At 54.9% G+C, this 20,526-nt stretch carries 16 protein-coding genes and 3 tRNA genes; 13 read left to right on the forward strand and 6 right to left on the reverse strand.

Annotated elements, in window-relative coordinates; translation table 11 throughout:
* Nucleotides 1–55: 55 nt before the first annotated feature.
* On the forward strand, nt 56–2,005 hold the full coding sequence (locus ACP7BE_RS09435; RefSeq protein WP_426105636.1) for an LTA synthase family protein: 1,950 nt from the start codon (nt 56–58) through the stop codon (nt 2,003–2,005).
* 226 nt (nt 2,006–2,231) lie between these two features.
* On the opposite strand, the gene groL is transcribed toward ACP7BE_RS09435, so the two are convergent.
* From groL to ACP7BE_RS09455, 4 genes are all read right to left on the reverse strand, one after another.
* Nucleotides 2,232–3,872 (reverse strand): chaperonin GroEL, encoded by a 1,641-nt coding sequence (groL, locus tag ACP7BE_RS09440; RefSeq protein WP_016779795.1) that lies wholly within the window; start codon nt 3,870–3,872, stop codon nt 2,232–2,234.
* A 49-nt stretch (nt 3,873–3,921) separates the two neighbouring features.
* Nucleotides 3,922–4,215, reverse strand: a complete 294-nt coding sequence (locus ACP7BE_RS09445; protein WP_016779794.1) for a co-chaperone GroES — start codon at nt 4,213–4,215, stop codon at nt 3,922–3,924.
* Between the two features lie 241 nt (nt 4,216–4,456).
* On the reverse strand, nt 4,457–4,927 hold the full coding sequence (locus tag ACP7BE_RS09450) for an FxsA family protein (protein WP_095003356.1): 471 nt from the start codon (nt 4,925–4,927) through the stop codon (nt 4,457–4,459).
* Nucleotides 4,928–4,998: 71 nt separating this feature from the next.
* On the reverse strand, nt 4,999–5,724 hold the full coding sequence (locus ACP7BE_RS09455) for a HugZ family protein (RefSeq protein WP_426105640.1): 726 nt from the start codon (nt 5,722–5,724) through the stop codon (nt 4,999–5,001).
* Nucleotides 5,725–5,776: 52 nt separating this feature from the next.
* Here ACP7BE_RS09455 and ACP7BE_RS09460 point away from each other — a divergent pair, with 52 nt between their 5' ends.
* The 5 genes from ACP7BE_RS09460 to ACP7BE_RS09480 all read left to right on the forward strand — a co-directional run bounded on the left by ACP7BE_RS09460 (nt 5,777) and on the right by ACP7BE_RS09480 (nt 12,302).
* Complete coding sequence (locus ACP7BE_RS09460) at nt 5,777–6,535, forward strand: SDR family oxidoreductase (RefSeq protein WP_095019396.1); 759 nt, start codon at nt 5,777–5,779, stop codon at nt 6,533–6,535.
* Nucleotides 6,536–7,318: 783 nt separating this feature from the next.
* Nucleotides 7,319–7,840, forward strand: a complete 522-nt coding sequence (locus tag ACP7BE_RS09465; protein WP_426105642.1) for a fimbrial protein — start codon at nt 7,319–7,321, stop codon at nt 7,838–7,840.
* Nucleotides 7,841–7,933: 93 nt separating this feature from the next.
* The gene (locus tag ACP7BE_RS09470) at nt 7,934–8,611 is read left to right on the forward strand and encodes a fimbrial biogenesis chaperone (RefSeq protein ID WP_095003365.1); all 678 of its coding nucleotides are present in this window, start codon (nt 7,934–7,936) and stop codon (nt 8,609–8,611) included.
* 99 nt (nt 8,612–8,710) lie between these two features.
* Nucleotides 8,711–11,302, forward strand: a complete 2,592-nt coding sequence (locus ACP7BE_RS09475) for a fimbria/pilus outer membrane usher protein (protein WP_426105645.1) — start codon at nt 8,711–8,713, stop codon at nt 11,300–11,302.
* 10 nt (nt 11,303–11,312) lie between these two features.
* Nucleotides 11,313–12,302, forward strand: coding sequence for a fimbrial protein (locus ACP7BE_RS09480; RefSeq protein ID WP_150628639.1), 990 nt, complete (start codon nt 11,313–11,315; stop codon nt 12,300–12,302).
* Between the two features lie 178 nt (nt 12,303–12,480).
* Here the strand turns inward: ACP7BE_RS09480 and ACP7BE_RS09485 are convergent, their stop codons facing one another.
* The gene (locus ACP7BE_RS09485; RefSeq protein ID WP_095003350.1) at nt 12,481–13,494 is read right to left on the reverse strand and encodes a DUF481 domain-containing protein; all 1,014 of its coding nucleotides are present in this window, start codon (nt 13,492–13,494) and stop codon (nt 12,481–12,483) included.
* A 141-nt stretch (nt 13,495–13,635) separates the two neighbouring features.
* On the opposite strand from ACP7BE_RS09485, the gene ACP7BE_RS09490 reads away from it, so the two are divergent.
* From ACP7BE_RS09490 to ACP7BE_RS09505, 4 genes are all read left to right on the forward strand, one after another.
* Nucleotides 13,636–13,989 carry an MGMT family protein gene (locus ACP7BE_RS09490; protein ID WP_095003349.1) on the forward strand — a complete coding sequence of 118 codons (354 nt, stop codon included), beginning with the start codon at nt 13,636–13,638 and terminating at the stop codon, nt 13,987–13,989.
* Between the two features lie 42 nt (nt 13,990–14,031).
* Nucleotides 14,032–15,576 (forward strand): AmpG family muropeptide MFS transporter, encoded by a 1,545-nt coding sequence (locus tag ACP7BE_RS09495; protein ID WP_095003348.1) that lies wholly within the window; start codon nt 14,032–14,034, stop codon nt 15,574–15,576.
* A 103-nt stretch (nt 15,577–15,679) separates the two neighbouring features.
* Nucleotides 15,680–17,395 carry a proline--tRNA ligase gene (locus tag ACP7BE_RS09500; protein WP_095003347.1) on the forward strand — a complete coding sequence of 572 codons (1,716 nt, stop codon included), beginning with the start codon at nt 15,680–15,682 and terminating at the stop codon, nt 17,393–17,395.
* A 17-nt stretch (nt 17,396–17,412) separates the two neighbouring features.
* A complete protein-coding gene (locus ACP7BE_RS09505) occupies nt 17,413–18,366 on the forward strand; it encodes a hypothetical protein (RefSeq protein WP_095003346.1) in 954 nt (317 codons plus the stop codon).
* A gap of 113 nt (nt 18,367–18,479) precedes the next feature.
* Here the strand turns inward: ACP7BE_RS09505 and dinB are convergent, their stop codons facing one another.
* Nucleotides 18,480–19,541: a DNA polymerase IV gene (dinB, locus tag ACP7BE_RS09510; protein ID WP_337859293.1), complete on the reverse strand. Its 1,062-nt coding sequence runs from the start codon at nt 19,539–19,541 to the stop codon at nt 18,480–18,482.
* A gap of 289 nt (nt 19,542–19,830) precedes the next feature.
* Here dinB and ACP7BE_RS09515 point away from each other — a divergent pair.
* The 3 genes from ACP7BE_RS09515 (at nt 19,831) to ACP7BE_RS09525 (ending at nt 20,415) form a co-directional block, all read left to right on the forward strand.
* A tRNA-Met gene (locus ACP7BE_RS09515) sits at nt 19,831–19,907 on the forward strand.
* A 193-nt stretch (nt 19,908–20,100) separates the two neighbouring features.
* Nucleotides 20,101–20,177 (forward strand) — tRNA-Met (locus ACP7BE_RS09520).
* A 161-nt stretch (nt 20,178–20,338) separates the two neighbouring features.
* Nucleotides 20,339–20,415: transfer RNA gene (locus tag ACP7BE_RS09525), tRNA-Met, on the forward strand.
* Nucleotides 20,416–20,526: the final 111 nt, after the last annotated feature.

Raw genomic sequence — 20,526 nt, forward strand, 5'->3', positions numbered from 1 at the left:
CAATACAGTGGCGCCGGCACACTTTCGCACCCCCGCGTTTAAGGAAAAACAACTAATGCGTCTGCTGCACACCGCGCCTATGCGCTATCTCCTGCTGTTGACTGGCTGTTGGCTGGCGACCTTTCTAATCACCCGAGGCGCTCTGCTAGTTACACACCTGGGAGAGGCCGGCAACAACTGGCTGCCCGTGTTTGGCATTGGTTTGCTCTACGACCTTGGCTTTCTAGCCTATGCCGCCGTGCCGCTGGGGGTCTATCTGCTGTTATGCCCACCAGCCCTGTGGCGTCGCCGCGGCCACCAGTGGTTCCTGCAGGGCCTGCTGACGGTCAGCTTGTTTGCCATGCTTTTTACTGGCGTGGCCGAGTGGCTGTTCTGGGATGAGTTCGGCGTGCGCTTCAACTTTATCGCCGTGGACTACCTGGTCTACTCCGATGAAGTGCTGAATAACGTACTGGAATCCTATCCAATCGGCATCCTGCTCAGCGCCATCGCCCTGGCTGCCATTGTATTGAGCCTGATAGTGCGTAAACCGTTCAATGCGGCCATGAATGCCGAGCTACCGACACTGGGTGGACGTATCGCCACCTTTGCCGGCCTGCTGCTGGTAGCGGGCCTGTGCCTGCAACTGCTCGACCAGGACAGCCCGCGCGGCCAGGGCGGCAACGCCTACCAGCATGAACTGGCGAGCAATGGCCCGTACCAGTTCTTCGCTGCGTTCCGTAACAACGAGCTGGATTACCAGCAGTTTTACGCCAGCCTGCCCACCGATGTAGTGGCCAAACAGTTGCGCGCCGAACTGACCGAGCCCAACGCCACCTTTGTGGGCCAGGACCCACTGGATATCCGCCGTAACATCGATAACCCGGGTGCTGTGCGCCAGCCCAATATCGTACTGGTGACCATCGAAAGCCTCAGTGCCAAGTACCTGGGCAGCAACGGTGATGGCCGCAACCTGACGCCGAATCTGGATCAGCTGCGTAAAGAGAGCCTGTACTTCAACAACTTTTATGCCACCGGCACGCGTACCGACCGGGGCCTGGAAGCCATTACCCTGGCCATTCCGCCGACGCCCGGGCGTTCAATCGTCAAGCGTATCGGCCGTGAAAGCGGCTTTGCCAGCCTGGGCCAGCAGCTCAATGGCGTGGGCTATGACAGCGTGTTCGTCTATGGCGGGCGCGGTTACTTCGACAATATGAACGCCTTCTTCAGCGGCAACGGTTACCGCGTTGTCGACCAAAGCAGCGTGAATGAAGCCGATATCCATTTCAAAAATGCCTGGGGCATGGCTGACGAAGACTTGTACCGCGAAACCCTGAAACTGGCCGATGCCAATTACGCGCAACAAAAACCGTTTTTGTTGCAACTGATGACCACCTCCAACCACCGTCCTTACACCTACCCTGAGGGCCGGATCGACATCAAATCGGGTAACGGCCGCGACGGCGCAGTGAAATACACCGACTACGCCATCGGCCAATTCCTCAACGATGCGCGTAAAAAGCCGTGGTTCGACAATACGATTTTCGTCTTCGTTGCCGACCACACGGCGGGCAGTGCCGGCAAGGAAGACTTGCCGATCACCAACTATCAGATCCCGCTGTTTATCTATGCGCCCAAGTTGATCGACGCCCGTGAAAACTCGCAACTGGCCAGCCAGATCGACCTGGCGCCCACCTTGCTCGGCTTGCTGAACCTGGATTACCAGTCGACCTTCTTTGGCCGCAACCTGTTGCAGGACAACCCGCTGCCGCCGCGCGTGGTCGTGGGCAATTACCAGCACCTGGGTTTGTTTGACGGCAAAGACCTGGCCATTCTCAGCCCGCGTCAGGGGCTGCGCCGCCATGATGATGCGCTGAGCACCAGTATTGAATCGCGGGTAGCGGCGACTGATCCGCTGATTGAGCGGGCAATAGCCTACTACCAGGGTGCCAGTCATGGCTTCAAGCAGCAGTTGCTGGGCTGGAAGCCGGCGCAAAAGGGACATGTGCAGGTTTCAGAACGCTAATTGACCCACGACCCTCACCCCAACCCTCTCCCATAGGGAGAGGGGGCTGATTGGGGCAAACCCCAGCCCCTCTACAGCCTGAATGCATTGAGTTGAATCCTGCATCGGCTCGGTCAAGCCCCTCTCCCTCTGGGAGAGGGCTAGGGTGAGGGGCTTTTAACAGACCTACAAAAAAGCCCCGCCTGATTACTCAGGCGGGGCTTTTGCGTAGCGGGGTAAGGCTGGCTTACATCATGCCGCCCATACCACCCATGCCGCCCATGTCTGGCATGCCGCCAGCTGGTTTGTCTTCCTGGATCTCAGCGATCATCGCCTCAGTGGTGATCATCAGGCTGGCAATCGACGAAGCCGCCTGCAGAGCCGAACGAGTCACTTTAGCCGGGTCAAGGATACCCATTTCGATCATGTCGCCGTATTCACCAGTGGCTGCGTTGTAACCGTAGTTACCCGAACCCTGCTTCACTTTGTCGACAACTACGCTTGGCTCATCACCGGAGTTTGCAACGATCTGGCGCAGAGGTGCTTCAACAGCACGACGCAGCAGAGCAATACCCACGTTCTGATCAGCGTTGTCGCCTTTCAGTTCGCTGATGGCTTGCAGAGCGCGAACCAGTGCCACGCCACCGCCAGGTACCACGCCTTCTTCAACGGCTGCACGGGTAGCGTGCAGGGCGTCTTCAACGCGGGCTTTCTTCTCTTTCATTTCTACTTCGGAACCAGCGCCAACCTTGATCACTGCAACGCCGCCAGACAGCTTGGCCAGACGCTCTTGCAGTTTTTCACGGTCGTAGTCCGAAGTGGTATCAGCCACTTGAGCACGGATCTGGGTAACACGTGCCTGGATGTCCGCATCGTTGCCAGCACCATCGATGATGGTGGTGTTTTCTTTGGACAGGATCACGCGCTTGGCGTTACCCAGGTGCTCCAGAGTAGTGCTTTCCAGGCTCAGGCCGATCTCTTCGGAGATTACGGTACCGCCAGTCAGAACAGCGATGTCCTGCAGCATTGCTTTACGACGGTCACCGAAGCCTGGTGCTTTGACAGCAGCGACTTTAACGATACCGCGCATGTTGTTCACAACCAGAGTCGCCAGGGCTTCGCCTTCAACGTCTTCAGCCACGATCAGCAGTGGACGGCCGGCTTTTGCAACGGCTTCCAGAACTGGCAGCATTTCGCGGATGTTGGAGATCTTTTTGTCAACCAACAGGATCAGCGGGCCGTCCAGCTCAGCCACCATGGTGTCTGGCTTGTTCACGAAGTAAGGGGACAGGTAGCCACGGTCGAACTGCATGCCTTCAACAACAGACAGTTCGTTTTCCAGGCCCGAGCCTTCTTCAACGGTGATCACGCCTTCTTTACCGACTTTTTCCATGGCTTCGGCAATGATTTCGCCGATGGAGCTGTCGGAGTTGGCAGAAATGGTACCAACCTGGGCAATTGCCTTGCCGTCAGCGCATGGCTTGGCCAGTTGACGCAGTTCTTTGACGATAGCGATGGTCGCTTTGTCGATACCGCGCTTCAGGTCCATCGGGTTCATGCCGGCAGCGACGGCTTTCAGGCCTTCGTTGACGATCGACTGAGCCAGAACGGTTGCAGTGGTAGTACCGTCACCAGCGTCATCGTTGGCACGGGAGGCAACGTCTTTAACCAGCTGCGCGCCCATGTTTTCGAAGCGGTCTTTCAGCTCGATTTCTTTTGCAACGGACACGCCGTCCTTGGTGATGGTCGGAGCGCCGAAGCTCTTCTCGATGATCACGTTACGGCCTTTAGGGCCCAGGGTCGCTTTTACTGCGTCAGCCAGGACGTTTACACCAGCCAACATTTTTTTGCGGGCGGAGTCGCCGAATTTAACTTCTTTAGCAGCCATGTTCGTTCTTCCTTAAATACTTTGTAGTAACGGGAAAAGGAGCGGGAAATCAGCCTTCAATTACAGCGAGAATCTCGTTCTCAGCCATAACCAACAGGTCTTCGCCGTCGACTTTTACAGTGTTGCTGCCGGAGTAAGGGCCGAACACAACCTTGTCACCCACTTTAACGGCCAGTGCACGCACTTCACCGTTGTCCAGAACGCGACCCGTACCAACGGCGATCACTTCACCGCTGTTAGCTTTTTCAGCAGCAGAACCCGGCAGAACGATACCACCAGCGGTTTTCTTTTCTTCTTCGCTGCGACGGATTACGACGCGGTCATGCAGAGGACGAAGCTTCATTGTCGATCTCTCCTAATTGAGGTGTTCATCGGCCGGTGTCAATACCGGCTGGGTTTACAAGTCCGGAAATGCCGGGTGCGATTCGCGGTTGGGGTTTTGCTGTTGCCAGTAAAACCCTGCGGTGTCCGTTACATAAGGGCGCATCCACTTATTACAAGGGCACGCCCAGGAAATTTTTAACCTGGCGTGCCACTTGAAACAGACACGGCACCCAAGGTGCCGTGTTGATAACGCCAAAGCCTTATTTATCGCGATGCTCGAACTCGCCTTCGATCACATTGGGCTCACGCCCCAAAGGCTGATGGGCACGTGGTCGTGCGGCTTCGAAGTCTTCGGCAAACGCACGCTGGCGGATGGCCTGTTCTTCAGCACGCTTGCGCAGGCGGTTGACCAGAAACCGGCGAACTGGCGGGAACAGCAACAACAGACCGGCCGCATCGCTGATAAAACCAGGCAGAACCAACAGTCCACCACCCAGCGCCAGCATCAGGCCTTCAAGCATTTGCTGAGCAGGCAGCTCGCCGCGATTCAGGCTTTCGCGCGCTTTGAGCGCCGTGGCCAAGCCTGCGACGCGAACGACCAGAACACCCAGCATGGAGCCGGCAATGATCAGCAGCAACGCGGGGAAAAACCCTATGGCGGTGCTGACCTTGAAAAAGACGTACAGCTCTAGCACTGGAAACAACAGAAAGAGCAATAGAAAAGCGCGCATCAAATGATTCCTCTCCGGAAGAATATCTTCCAACCAAGACTAGATGACGGCGCGCCTGTGCAAATTCAAGGTCAGACCGTCTGTTTTTTCGGCCACTCACTGGCACGGGCCAGCAAAACCAAGGCTTCGCGCACCTGTGTCGAAGTGTTGCAAGGCTCCGGAAAAGCCAACCAGTGCACGCCTTCGCCGATGCGCAGGTGCATGCCTTCGCTGTCGATGCCCACCAGCATAGCTGGCGCTGTTTGCGGCAGGCCGGTCAGTTTGACGTAGTGTTCAATGGCATTGGCGTGATCGCTGTTCATATGCTCGACCATCCGCACCTCGACCTGCCCGGCGAAAGGGTTTGCCAGCGTGACCTGGTCCAGCCAGTGGATGGCACCAAAACCGCCTATGTAGCGATGACGAACCGGGTTGAGCACCCAGAAATCGAAATCATGGGCAGTGTCATAGCCCTTCGCCTCGGGAAAGTAGCGGTAGTAACGCTCGGCTGCGGCTTCAATGGCTGCGGGATCGCTCAATTGCACGGCCTCAGCCAGCACGGTAAGACGGCCAACAGCCTGCACCTCTTCAGCGCCCCGCTCCCCCACCATCAGGGAACACTTGGGATCCTTGCGCAGGTTGTGGGTGTGCTGGGCGATGTGGCTGATCAGGATCAGTGGCCTCCCCAGCTCATCCAGGCAATAAGGCACCACGGAGCCGAAGGGAAATCCCGGCATGGCCTTGGACTGGGTAGCCAGGGCGCCACGGTATTCCTTGAGCAGTAATTCTCGGGCATGCTTGGCAGCTTCAACGCTCAACTTATGACTCCTTAATAAAAATCCGTAGATAACGGTCGAGATCAGGGCACTCATGCAACTTAAAGACAAAGTAATCATTATCACTGGCGGCTGCCAGGGGCTGGGTCGCGCCATGGCCGAGTACCTGGCAGCCAAGGGCGCCAAACTGGCACTGGTCGACCTCAACCCGGAAAAACTCGAACTGGCGGTGGCAGCCTGCCAGGCGCACGGCGTCGAGGCCCGAGCCTACCTGTGCAACGTCGCTGACGAAGAACAGGTTACGCAAACCGTTGGTCAAATTGCAGAAGATTTTGGTGCGATCAACGGCCTGGTCAACAACGCCGGCATTTTGCGTGACGGCCTGCTGCTCAAGGTCAAGGATGGCGTTATGACCAAGATGAGCCTGGCGCAATGGCAAGCGGTAATTGATGTCAACCTGACCGGAGTTTTCCTGTGCACCCGTGAGGTAGCGGCGAAAATGATCGAGCTCAACAGCGAGGGCGCGATCATCAATATCTCGTCGATCTCCCGTGCCGGCAATGTCGGCCAGACCAACTACTCGGCGGCCAAGGCCGGGGTTGCTGCTGCCACCGTGACCTGGGCCAGGGAACTGTCGCGTTACGGCATTCGAGTAGCCGGGATTGCACCGGGCTTTATCGAAACCGAAATGACCCTGGGCATGAAACCCGAAGCCCTCGAAAAAATGACCTCGGGCATTCCGCTCAAGCGTATGGGCAAGGTTGAAGAAATCGCTCATTCGGCAGCGTACATTTTTGAAAACGACTACTACACCGGGCGCATTCTGGAACTGGATGGCGGCTTGCGGATCTAGGCATCACCTCCCGCAAAGATAGGCTTGGGTTCAATCATGAAACGGCCTGGACGCCCAATCCAGGCCTCACCGTTCTCCTCGTTCGGAGTGCGTCAGCGCAAAGCTGTCAGATGCCGGACTAAGCGGTAAACCGCCAAGAAAGCCAATTCACAGGCTTTCGACACATCAAAATCGGATAACAAACACCTTGCCTACCGGGTCTTTCACTCGACGCTCTCGCTCGACCTGAACGTTGCTCCGATAATCCCAACGCTTGCTAAATCGATGTTCAAGGTGGGGGTGACTAGCGCTGCCCACCTATCACCACCGCTCTCCAGGCGAAGTTCATAGCCCCGCAATACCCGAGCCCGCACTTGTTGGATTGAGGCGGAATTTTACTGCGGCTTGATCCCGGGAATATTCGAGCAAACCTGATTGATACAGTAGCGGATGCAGGTATTGGTCTTATTTTTCTCTGGCATCGCAGGCATGACCGTTATATCAGGCATTTATGCCGGGGACTTGCTGTGAGCGGCTATATAGTCTAGCCACAGCAACCTCTCAGAAAACTCTTACAAGAACAATAGCAAATACCTATATAGCATTTAAAAGCCAAACAACGAACATACACACCCAAGCAGCTACCGCACAGTATCTCTTAAAAGAGAAACTGTGATGTCAACCAGGAATTCAAGGCGACATAACCTCCACCCAACAAGAGAAACAGAATTTAACAGCAAAACAGGAACACCTCATATATTGCACTATCCACACACTTAACCAAACGACATGAGAAATAACTGCATGCGAATTAAAATCATCGCTCTTACACTGCTGACAGGTTCCTCTATTGCAAGCATCGCTAATGCTGCGGACGGAACAATCAACTTTACGGGTACTATTCTCAGCGCGGCATGCACAGTGACGCCAGCGACTGGCACTCAGACAGTCCCACTTAATTCTGTCACCACGAGCAGCTTGAGCACCGCCGGTGTTACTTCGTCACCCACTAAATTCGATATCGTATTGACCAGTTGCCCTTCTACCGTCAGCACGGCCACCGTAAAGTTCGACGGCCCCACAGACAGTGACAACTCAAGCATCCTGAAACTTACGACTGAGCCAGGTGTCGCGACCGGTGTAGGCATCGCACTGTATGAAAAAGATGCCTCAACACAAATTCCGATCGGCACAAGCTCCAGCAGCAGCACGCTGTCCACCACCAGTGACACTACCTTTACTTTTTATGCCAAGTACATGGCTACCAAGGCGGTCACTTCAGGTCCGGCTAACGGCAGCACAGACTTCACTATCAACTACAACTAGCCCCCATTCATCGTGCATTGAGTAATTTCAATGCGTACTGACAACCTGTGCCTACCCCTTGCAAGGGGTAGGCACCCTGAGGAAAACCACACAATGCAATGGCTCACGTCCATCTGTATTACTCTAACTCTCGCCAGCCTGACTCATACTGCTTCGGCGGGAGTGGTAATAGGAGGCACTCGAGTTATTTATGACACCGCAAGAAAAGACTCTTCCTTCTCGGTAAGCAATACTGGAACATCAGAGCCTTATCTGATTCAGTCCTGGGTAGAAAACCTGCACGACAGCAATAAAGCCCCCTTTATCATAACGCCGCCCCTCTTTCGCCTTGACGCAGACCAGGAAAACACCCTGCGCATCATTCATACGGGAGGGCAGTTGCCCGCCGATAAAGAGTCGGCATTCTGGGTGAATGTAAAAACAATATCAGCCTCGGAGAAAAGCGATTCCAACCAGTTACAAATTTCGGTCAAAAGTCGAATCAAGGTTTTTTATCGTCCTACTGGTCTCCCTGGTGATGCGACCGAAGCTTACAAGGCATTGACCTTTACTCGCCAGGGCAGGCAGCTAAAAGTTAACAATCCAACGCCGTATCATGTTTCTTTTTTTCACGTCCGCGTGGGAGATAAAGAAATACAAAATGCCGGTATGGTTGCCCCACAAAAAACGCTCAGCTGGGAGATCCCTCCCGACGCGACCGGACCTGTCAGCTGGCAAGCCATCAACGATTACGGCGGAGTTTCCCCCACCGCAAGTGCCGCACTGCAGTAGCCAGGTACTTTGCATACTTTATTGTCCAGGCCACCCTAAACTTCACACAGCCAAGCGATAGCGACTGAGTTTCACTGCAGTCGTATCGAGGTCGTTCGCATGCAAAAAGCCCCTTTCTACCAGGCCCTTAAATTCCAGGTGCGCCAGCGTGCGCCACTCTTGCACTGCACTCACCTGACTTTATTGATCAGCATACCCGCAACATTAGAACTCGCCTTCCAGCCCTCTTCAGCATTTGCGCAGGAATACTTCAACCCCCACGCTCTGGAAATGGGTGATCCTGGACAAAAGCCCATCGACCTAGAGTACTTCGCCAACCAGGGCGGGCAACTACCAGGTCTATACAGTGTCGATATATATCTAAATGATAATCGGGTAGCCCATCGAGACGTAAACTTTGTGAGTATCGCTGGAACACTTCAACCCGAACTGACCTCACCTCAACTCCAGGAGATGGGAGTCAAGCTGGAAGCTTTCCCGGCATTGCAGCAACTGCCCTCAACAAGCGCAATCAGTACATTGTCAGACTACATCCCCTATGCCAGCAGCCGGTTCGATTTCAAACTGCAGCGGCTGGATATCAGCATCCCCCAAGCCGCACTCACAAGCCAGGCTCATGGCTACGTGGATCCTCAGCTATGGGATCAAGGCCTTTCAGCTGCACTGTTGAACTATAGTTTCAGCGGCTCCAACACGCTCAATAATAATAGCAACAATCGCTCAAAGACAAACGACAGCTATTATTTAAATTTACGCAGTGGCCTGAACTTGGGCGCGTGGAGGCTGCGTAATTATTCTACGTATAATTCACGTAACGGAAATAACAACTGGCAGAGCCTCGACACTTATGCGCAAAAGGATATTCAGTCACTAAAGGGGCAACTGACGTTGGGTGACAGCTCAACACCCAGTGACGTTTTCAACAGTGTGCTATACCGCGGTATTCAATTAAATTCGGACGACAACATGTACCCTGACAGTCTGAAAGGGTTTGCACCCGTTGTTCGAGGCATTGCCCAGAGTAATGCCCAGGTCACCGTGCGACAAAATGGCTACATTATTTATCAAACCTATGTCTCGGCGGGTGCGTTCACAATCACTGATTTGTATCCCACGTCCTCCAGTGGTGACTTGGAAATTGCAATCACCGAAAGTGATGGCACCGTACGCCTTTCAACTCAATCATTTTCTGCGGTACCTGTAATGCTACGTGAAGGGCGCCTGAAGTATTCAGTGACTGCAGGACAATATCGTTCCAACGCCAGCGCAGCCAGCAAACCAAGTTTTATGCAAAGCACGCTGATTTACGGACTGCCCTATGACTACACCCTCTATGGTGGCTTACTGGCATCTGGAAAATATAATGCAACGACTGTTGGTATTGGCCATACGCTGGAAGGTTGGGGGGCGGTATCTGTGGATGCTACACAGGCACACGCCAAACTACGCAACGGGTCCAGCCATCAAGGGCAGTCTTACCGCTTCCTCTATTCAAAAACCATTAACACCACTGACACTACCTTTACGTTGGCTGGATATCGCTACTCCACCAGCGGCTACTACGACTTTCAGGAAGCCAACGAAATTGACCCCGACAACTTCAATAATTGGCGCGGAACCAGTACTAAACGCAGCAAGACGCAGCTCAGCATCAACCAATCTTTTGGAGACAAAGGAAACTTCTATCTTAATGGATACCAGCAAAGCTTCTGGCGTCAAAACAAATATGAGCGCAGCCTGACGGCAGGTTATGACCTCAGTTACCGCAGCATCAACTACGGCTTGGCGTATACTTTCACCCAGACACCGCTTGATACTGGACGCAACAACAAAGACCAGCAACTTTCCTTCAAAGTTCAGTTCCCTTTGGGCAAGACACTCCCTAACAGTTGGGCCAGTTACAACTTCAACGCCAGCAAGCAAGGCAGCAGCGCTCATGATGTAGGCCTGAGCGGCACCACACTGGCAGACAACAACCTGAGCTACAGTATTCAACAGCGATACGCAAACCAAGGTGTCGGCAGTAGCGGTAATGCCAACGCAAACTACAAAGGCACCTATGGAGAAGCCAGGATTGGTTATAACTACGACACCCAATCGCAGCAAGTCAATTACAACTTGCAAGGCGGTATTGTAGCCCACCCTTATGGTGTCACGTTTTCACAACAACATGGTGAAACCATGGCCTTGGTTCGGGCACCTGACGCAGCGGGTGCCAAAGTAAAAAATACTACCGGTGTAAAAACCGACTCGCGTGGTTATGCTGTCGTGCCCTATCTCAGTACATACCGAAAAAACCGGGTAGCGCTTGACACAGCAACATTCACTGACGACGTTGATATTGAGATCAATACCAAAACGGTGACTCCTACCAAAGGTGCGCTTGTATTGGCAGACTTTAAGACTCGTGTTGGCAAGCGTGTATTGATTTCTTTGAGTCACGGCGGCAAGCCCGTACCTTTTGGCGCTACCGCGACACTGCTGGAGAACTCAATTCATACAAACAATGAGGGCGTTGTCGGCCTGGAGGGCGAGGTATACCTCAGCGGTGTGCCGCAGTCTGGAGCACTGCATGTAAAATGGGGGGATAAATCTGGCCAGCAATGCACGTCACACTTCACCTTGCCTGAACTGCTTGTAGAGCAAAACGCCATCCCCGCCATCAGCTCCCTTTCAAGCATCTGTCAATAGGCGGAAAACCATGATTCTTTCCAAATATAAAATCAGTGCCTTTATTGTAAAGCATAGAGGTCAGGCTATTTTCGGATTATTCTTTATTGCCTTTTCGAACATCGCCATCGCCAGCTGTTCTTTCTATAACGGGGCCACCTCAGAAGTAAGAAAAGATATCAATTTTGGTTCGGTAATTGTTCAGCGGGACAGTCCCGTTGGCACCGTATTGGCGACAACAAGCACCGGCCCATATCATAACGCCTATCCCTTTTTCGGGTGCAATACGAGTTGGACATACCGCTGGACAAATGAAATATTTACTGTTTTGAGCCCCATGACAAACCGAATATACAACACCAATATTGACGGGATCGGGATAAGCACAAATAATGAATCAAACACTTACATCGTACCGTATGACGAACCCCTAGGCGCCAACAATTATGTTTTCATCCCCCGCGGAATGCGCGTAAGACTTATCAAAACAAAGGCGGGTGCCGTAGGAGCAGGAAACCTTACCACCGGAAGAATTGCCAGAGCTTCCATTGTTGGAAACTTCTATACCGCCAACATCACATTAGTGGGCGTTAATACTATTGTTCCCGTTGCCTGCTCTGTCACCAGTGCTTCCATCAACGTTCCGATGGGCGATGGAATACCGATGAGCACTTTTACTGGGCCCGGTAGCGTCGCCGCCGAAATACCATTCGCCATAGAGCTAAATTGCGATGCAAACACTCGTGTACAGGTCAAACTGGACGGCAGCCCCCATGCGTCTGCCGTTGAGGGTGTATTGGCGCTGAACTCCACACCTTCCGGGACCATGGCCAAGGGCATAGGTTTACAATTACTTCACAACAGTACGCCTGTAAAGCTGGCGACTAATATTACCGTAGGGACCGTCACGAACGAAGGCAACTACTCGATCCCACTGACGGCCCGGTATTATCAGACCGGCGCAAGCGTAAGTGGTGGCGTGGCAAACAGCACGGCAACATTTACCCTGACCTACAACTGATACCTTAAGTCGATGGTTGCATCTAGATATCAGGTCAGAACCTTAGTTTTTGAGGGAGAGCCCTGCCTCTAATGAGGCAGGCATTGGTGAATTTCAACATCCTTGGAATTCAAATGGGTGTTTTCTGATTCCCCACAAAATCCAAGCCCGCCCTCTCAAGTCATGCCGTACGGTTTTACTACCAGACCACGCCAAACCCTACGGTATAGCGGGTCTTGTTGAGGGCGTTATCAGAGCCACTCGAGCTGCCAATCAGGTCTTTCTCGGCCTTTAGATTCAGCGATGCCCATTCCGTGACCTTGTAACGCAAGCCGATTTCGGAATCGAGACTGTAGTCCGACTCCCCTTCCAGCGACTTGCCCAATTCACCATTGGTAAAAAACGAGACTGTTTTGCCCATCAGGTAACGGTTGTAATCCCACTTCATGGCCAGCGAGTAGAAGTTGTCTTTCTTACCGTCAGAGTATTCGTAATCAGTGCGATTGAGCAGTGAGCCCAGCGAGAATGCGCCCAATTCGTCATCCCAGAACTGGTAGCCGGGGCCGGTACCGACTGTTCGCTGACGGGAAATGTCTTCCACCCGGTCACGGTTATAGGTCAAACGACCTTGCCAGTACCACTTGTCGCTGATGAAGTAATCCAGCGCGTACTCGGCAGTCCAGTTATCCGTGGTTACCACATCGTTCTGAAACTCGCGGTTGTACTCACCCTCTGCGTGATGACGCCAGGCGCCGTGGCGGGCAGTGGTCTTGAAATCGAGATCGTAGTCGTCGGTATCCTTGTCCGCCCGTTTGTAGTCCATCGCCACATCAACATTGCCTTTCCAGACCATGTCTTCGACCAGCGGTTTGGGCTTGATGAGTTGCTGGATACTGGCCAGAGCTACGGTTTTCGGTGCTTCACCGTTGACCAGGGTTACGCTGCCGTCTTCGGCCGCCTGCAATGACTTGGCCTTTTCACCGGTCCAGGCATCCTGCTTGACCAGCAATTCCTGATCACTTTCCAGGGTCTTGACCTGCTTCCAGTCAATGGGCACGGCCCCCGCATACTCGGTCTGAATCAGTAATTTGCCGCCATCAAAGACTTTGATCTTGCCGCTCAGGCGGTCGCCGTTTTTCAACCACACCGTATCGGCAAACACGGGCGCAGCAAGGCACATGACAACAAGGCATAACAGGGTTCTGGACAACATAAGCGGATGCGAAACTCAGAAAAACGGAAGAATGCCGGCATTATCCGGATGGATACGCCCTTGAGGAAGAAAGACCGACTCATTGTGCCGGAGTTCATTCTATAGTTCTGTAACAACCCCCATCTTGACCAGAAGTGTCCCTTGAATACACTGCCAGACATTCTTCAAACTCCCGCCGAGATTCGGCGCACGGCGCTGTATTCAACCTTGATGATGGTGCCTGCAGGTTATGTGGTTACTTACGGGCAACTCGCCGAAGCGGCGGGTCTGGGTCGCGCAGCGCGCTGGGTTGGGCGAACGCTCAGCCAGCTCCCCGACGATACACGCCTGCCGTGGCACCGGGTGCTCGCCGCCGGTGGTCGTATCAGTCTGCCTGCAGGTAGCCCGTCTGGTGATGAACAGCGCGCGCGTTTGCGGGCAGAAGGCTTGAGCATCATGAATAATCGCGTGGATATGCGACGCCATGGCTGGCGCCAGATAGAGCACTGCGGTTAGAGTGCGCCCTTTGTTTCCGCAACCAGAGGCAGACTCCAGTCCATGCCCCGTAAAACCTGGCGCGAAGCGCTAGCTGCGTATTCCAGCCCCTCGACCCTAGTGCTGTTGCTGCTCGGTTTTGCCGCCGGCTTGCCGTACATGCTGGTGTTTTCAACCCTTTCCGTCTGGTTGCGCGAAGCCGGTGTGGCCCGCGAAACCATTGGCTATGCCAGCCTGATCGGGCTGGCATACGCCTTCAAATGGGTGTGGTCGCCGCTGCTGGACCAATGGCGCCTGCCATTACTCGGCAAACTTGGCCGGCGTCGCTCATGGCTGGTGCTGTCACAGTCGCTGGTTATCCTGGGCCTGATCGGCATGGGCTTTTGTGACCCGCAAAAACATCTGTCCTGGCTGATTGCCATTGCGGTTGTAGTGTCTTTCGCTTCGGCGACCCAGGACATTGCCGTCGATGCCTATCGCCTGGAAATCGCCGAAGACAACCGGCAGGCCGCGCTCGCCGCCAGTTACATGTCCGGTTATCGCGTAGCGGCCCTGCTGGCCACGGCGGGCGCCCTGTTCTTTGCCGAAGGCTTCGGTTCGACGGGCTTCAACTACAAACATTCGGCCTGGACCGGCACCTACGTGCTGTTCGGCCTGCTGATGGTCCCCGCACTGCTCACCACCCTGTTTATGCGCGAACCGCCGGTACCGTTGCGCACCCAGCTGTCGGCCGGGCGCTACAGCTTTGGCCATCAGCTGGCGTCAGTTTTTGTACTGATCGTACTGCTGGTATCTGTCCCGGCCATGTTCACCCAGCTCTACAACACCGATTTTGCTGGCGTGTTGTTTGAAGGGGTCAGCCCGCTAAACCTGATACTGGAAGACCGGGCGTTTCTACGCGCCATCCTGTACACCCTGCTCACCGTGTTGTGCCTTTCATCCATCGGACGACGCGGCCTGGCTCCGGTTCTGACCCCGGTTAATGACTTTATCGTTCGGTATCGCTGGCAAGCCCTGCTACTGCTGGGGTTGATTGCCACCTACCGCATGTCGGACACGGTCATGGGCGTAATGGCCAACGTGTTCTATATCGACCAGGGTTTTACCAAGGATCAGATTGCAGGTGTCAGCAAGATTTTCGGCCTGATCATGACCCTTGTCGGTGCGGGCATGGGCGGCTTGTTGATCGTGCGTTTCGGCATTTTGCCAATTCTGTTGATCGGTGGTGCAGCATCGGCAGGCACCAACCTGCTGTTCATGTTGCTGGCCGATATGGGCCCGAACCTGCAGATGCTGATTGTCACCATTTCCCTCGACAACTTCAGCTCTGGCCTCGCCACCTCCGCATTCGTAGCCTACCTGTCCAGTCTGACCAACCTCAAATTCTCCGCCACCCAGTACGCCCTGCTCAGCTCGATCATGCTGCTGCTACCGCGCTTGATGGGCGGTTACTCGGGGGTCATGGTCGAGAAGTTCGGGTATCACAACTTCTTTATCATTACCGCGGTGATGGGCATCCCGACGCTGCTGCTGATTGCCTTGCACTGGTATCAGGAGAGCCGCCGGGCCCGGCAAAAGCCCGTTGTCGACCTGGAAAAGGCCCAATAAACACGAGGGGGAGCACACCTCCCCCACCCGCCCTGTACGCAGGCAGATCTCGCCCGTACAATGCCGAGTCATTTCTAGTCATCAGCAACGGCACCGGCTAACCATGCGCACCAGTCAATATTTGCTCGCCACACAGAAAGAAACGCCTTCAGATGCGGTCGTTATCAGCCATCAGCTGATGCTGCGCGCAGGCATGATTCGCAAACTTGCTTCGGGCCTCTACACCTGGCTGCCCATGGGCCTGCGGATCATGCGCAAGGCCGAAGCCATTGTTCGCGAAGAAATGAACGCTGCAGGCGCTCTGGAAGTGCTGATGCCGAGTATCCAGCCAGCTGAGTTGTGGCAGGAATCCGGCCGTTGGGAAGAGTACGGCCCTGAACTGTTGCGCCTTAAAGACCGCCACGGTCGCGAGTTCTGCGTGGGCCCGACCCACGAAGAAGTGATCACCGACCTGTGCCGCAACGAGTTGAACAGCTACAAACAGCTGCCAATCAACCTGTACCAGATCCAGACCAAATTCCGTGACGAAATCCGCCCGCGCTTCGGCTTGATGCGCGGCCGCGAATTCATCATGAAGGACGCCTACTCCTTCCACGCAGACACCGCTTCGCTGCAGGTCACCTATGACCGTATGCACCAGGCCTACTGCAACGTGTTCACCCGCCTGGGCCTGAACTTCCGCCCGGTTGAAGCCGACAACGGCTCCATCGGCGGTGCCGGCTCCCACGAGTTCCACGTTCTGGCTGAATCCGGCGAAGACGATATCGTGTTCAGCAATGGTTCCGACTACGCGGCCAACATCGAAAAAGCCGAAGCCGTACCCGCCGAAACGTCACGTCCTGCCGCCACCCAGGAGCTGCGCCTGGTAGACACGCCGGACGCCAAGACCATCGCGCAATTGGTTGATGGCTATGACCTGCCAATCGAAAAGACCGTCAAGACCCTGATCGTTCACGCCGCCGAAGCTGGCAAACTGATCGCTCTGGTGATCCGTGGCGATCACGAACTCAACGAAATCAAGGCTGCCAACCATCCGCTGGTGCACAGCCCGCTGGTCATGGCCTCGGATGCCGAACTGCGTGACGCCATCGGCGCCGGCGCTGGCTCCCTGGGCCCGCTGAACCTGCCACTGCCATGCATCATTGATCGCTCGGTCGAGCTGATGAGCGACTTCGGTGTGGGTGCCAATATCGACGACAAACACTACTTCGGCGTGAACTGGGAGCGCGACCTGCCAGTACCGACCGTTGCCGACCTGCGCAACGTGGTGGCCGGCGACCCTAGCCCGGACGGCAAAGGCACGCTGGAAATCAAGCGCGGTATCGAAGTGGGTCACATCTTCCAGCTGGGCACCAAGTACAGCGAAGCCATGAAGTGCCAGGTACTGGGCGAAAACGGCAAGCCGGTCACCCTGGCCATGGGCTGCTACGGCATTGGTGTTTCCCGCGTGGTTGCCGCAGCCATCGAGCAGAACAACGACGAGCGTGGCATTATCTGGAGCGATGCCCTGGCCCCGTTCCAGGTTGCCCTGGTGCCGCTGCGCTACGAAACCGAAGCCGTACGTGAAGCTACCGACACGCTCTATGCCGAACTGACTGCAGCTGGCTTTGAAGTGCTGCTGGACGATCGCGACAAGAAAACCAGCCCCGGCATCAAGTTCGCAGACATGGAACTGATCGGCATCCCGCACCGGATCGTGGTCAGCGACCGTGGCCTGGCTGAAGGCAATCTGGAATACAAGAGCCGCACCGAAGCAGAGCCGCAAGCCCTGCCCGTTGCTGATGTGCTTGCCTTCCTTCAGGCCCGTATCGCTCGCTGAAACCAGATAGAGACGCCATGTTCACTCGAAACACCTTGACCCTCGGGGGCGCCGCCATGTGCGGCGCCCTGCTGCTGAGCGGCTGTGCCAATCACATGTCGCAACGCAGCGAGCACGAGGAACGCATCGAGCGCAAACTGCTCGCCCACAGCCTGCAGATCGATGTCGGCTCGCCAACTGTGCTTGAGCTGCCGCAACGTCGTGTGCGCATCAATGAACAGAAGACCTTCGAGGTCACCGAGTTCGATGTCACACGTCATTACGACCGCTACACCCCATACCAACCCTGGCGCGAAGTCTACGAGATTCCGCTGGGCGCGGTGGCTATTGTCGCCGGGGTAGGTGCCAATGTGCTTAATGTGTTCATGTTCGGGCAACTGCCTGACAGCGTAACCAAAGACTGGATCAACTACGGCTTTGCAGGGGTAAACCCGGCGATGAACGTGCAGTCCCATGGCCGCGCCGAGCAGAACCTGGCGGGGATTGATGATGTTCAGCGTGACAAGCGCCTGGAATATTCAAGCCTGCCCTGGGCCGAACGCCCGGTGGTGATCAAGGCTGGCAAACAGACCCACGAGCTGACCACAGACCGCAATGGCGTGCTGCGCCTCAACCTGCTGGACAGCCCTTTTGCCGAACAGGATCTCAATCACGTCGGCAAGCTGACCATCATGGTGGAAGACGCCCAGGACGAAACCCATTCCGATTCGACCCTGTCGATCAGCAGTCACCTGCGTGGCAAGCTGCTCGAAGCACATAACCTGATCTACGACGACCTGGAGGGTGACGACGTCAACCAATGGGTACATCGGGTCAAACGCCTGTCGGAACTTGGGCTGGAAGAAGAAGCCAGCGAACTGGAACAAAGCCTGATCGAACTCACGCGCAACGATCCTGAGTTGCAACGTGAATTCCTTCAATCCTTGACCAAAAATGCCGGGAGACTGGTAGCGGATCCCGGCGTCAGCTGACGCAACTCTGACATGTGGGAGCGGGCTTGCTCGCGATGATATGGCTGCGGTTTTCTTGACAGACCGCACGCCAGCATCGCGAGCAAGCCCGCTCCCCCAACCAGCAAACCAGCCTACCCCTTGAACAGCTCCAGCTGCTCAAAACCACTGTTCAAATCATGCAAACGCACGCCCAGCCCGAGCAATCGCACGGGCCTGGCACCGCGCGCAAACGCCTGGCTCAACAACCCCTGATAACTCTCAAGGTCGCGCCCGGCACCGGACTGCTCCAGCGTGGTCTGGGTAAAGTCATGGAACTTCACTTTGACAAACGGCTTGCCGGGGCGATAACTGCTGTCGATACGGCCAATACGCCGGTTCAGGGTCTCTAGCAACTCCGGGAGTTTCTCCAGGCAAGAGGCCAGATCTGGCAGGTCAGTATCGTAAGTGTTTTCCACGCTGACTGACTGACGCCGACTGTCACTTTGCACCGGACGCTCATCAATCCCCTGCGCCAACCCCCACAACCTCTCACCAAAACTGCCGAATTCCCGCACCAGAGCCAGTTTGTTCCAATCACGCAGTTGCAGGCAGGTTTCGATACCCAGGCGCCCAAGCTTGTCCGCCGTGACTTTGCCCACGCCATGCAGCTTATTGACCGGCAAGGCAGACACGAAATCATCAACCTGATCAGGGGTGATCACGAACAAGCCGTTGGGCTTGCGCCAGTCACTGGCAATTTTGGCCAGAAACTTGTTGGGGGCCACCCCGGCCGACACCGTGATATGCAACTGATTGGAAACGCGCCGGCGGATGTCCTGAGCTATGCGCGTGGCACTGCCGGCAAAATGCGGGCTGTCGGATACATCCAGATAGGCTTCATCCAGAGACAGCGGCTCAATCAGCTCGGTGTAGTCGCGCAAGATGCCGTGAATCTCTTTGGACGCTTCTTTATAAGCATCCATCCTGCCATTGACGATAACCAGGTCCGGGCACAGCTTGAGCGCATGCCGTGACGCCATTGCCGAGCGCACGCCATAAGCCCGAGCTTCATAATTACAGGTCGAGATGACCCCGCGCCGATCAGCCGAGCCCCCGACAGCCATCGGCTTGTTTGCCAGGCTCGGGTCATCACGCATCTCAATAGCGGCATAGAAACAGTCACAGTCGACGTGGATGATTTTGCGCTGCGTCATGTAAGGCGGTGTTCTTCAAGGAGGTAGGCAATACTCGGCGCAAGTATGTCACCGCGAACTGTATATAGCACCAGTAGTCTTGATTCTCCCCGACAGACGCGGGAAAAATCGCAGCTGAATTGTTTTTTTCAATCGAATCTCTACCCTCAATAGAGCTACACCCCATACGGAACAGGGCCTGCAGGTCTTTTTATAGCTGTATTTTCTAGCTAAGCAATTGACGCATAACGAATTTTTCTAAATTAACGTTTGACAGCCCAGCGTATCGCTGTAGAATCCACCCCACAGACGCGGGATGGAGCAGTCTGGTAGCTCGTCGGGCTCATAACCCGAAGGTCGTCGGTTCAAATCCGGCTCCCGCAACCAAACATCGAAAAAGGCTACTCGAAAGAGTGGCCTTTTTTGTGCGCGTGTGTTTTGTGCTGCCACCCACCCCGTAGCAGCTGCTACGGACCGAACTGCCCATATCCAAAATCAATGCCAGCTTTGATCTTATTTAACTCATTTATACATTAAAGGTTGACTCCCCCGCCCATCACTGTAAAGTGCGCCCCACAGACGCGGGATGGAGCAGTCTGGTAGCTCGTCGGGCTCATAACCCGAAGGTCGTCGGTTCAAATCCGGCTCCCGCAACCAAACATTAAAAGGCTGCTCGAAAGAGTGGCCTTTTTTGTGCCCGGGTGTTTTTACCCTCCTCCTGCCAAATGCAGAGAATGGATTAAAACCGGGTATTTCAAGCGGTTACGTGATTTAAGGGTTGACACCTTAACGATTCGCTGTAGAATCCACCACACAGACGCGGGATGGAGCAGTCTGGTAGCTCGTCGGGCTCATAACCCGAAGGTCGTCGGTTCAAATCCGGCTCCCGCAACCAAACATCAAAAAAGGCTACTCGAAAGAGTGGCCTTTTTTGTGCGCGCTCGAAAAGTCAGGGGCAAGCGTTTATTGACATTAAACGTCATATTTCTGAAAGTCCGTTCATCTA

Origin of the sequence: Pseudomonas sp. TWR1-1-3, from assembly GCF_049896805.1 — a bacterium.
Taxonomy (GTDB): domain Bacteria; phylum Pseudomonadota; class Gammaproteobacteria; order Pseudomonadales; family Pseudomonadaceae; genus Aquipseudomonas; species Aquipseudomonas bubulae.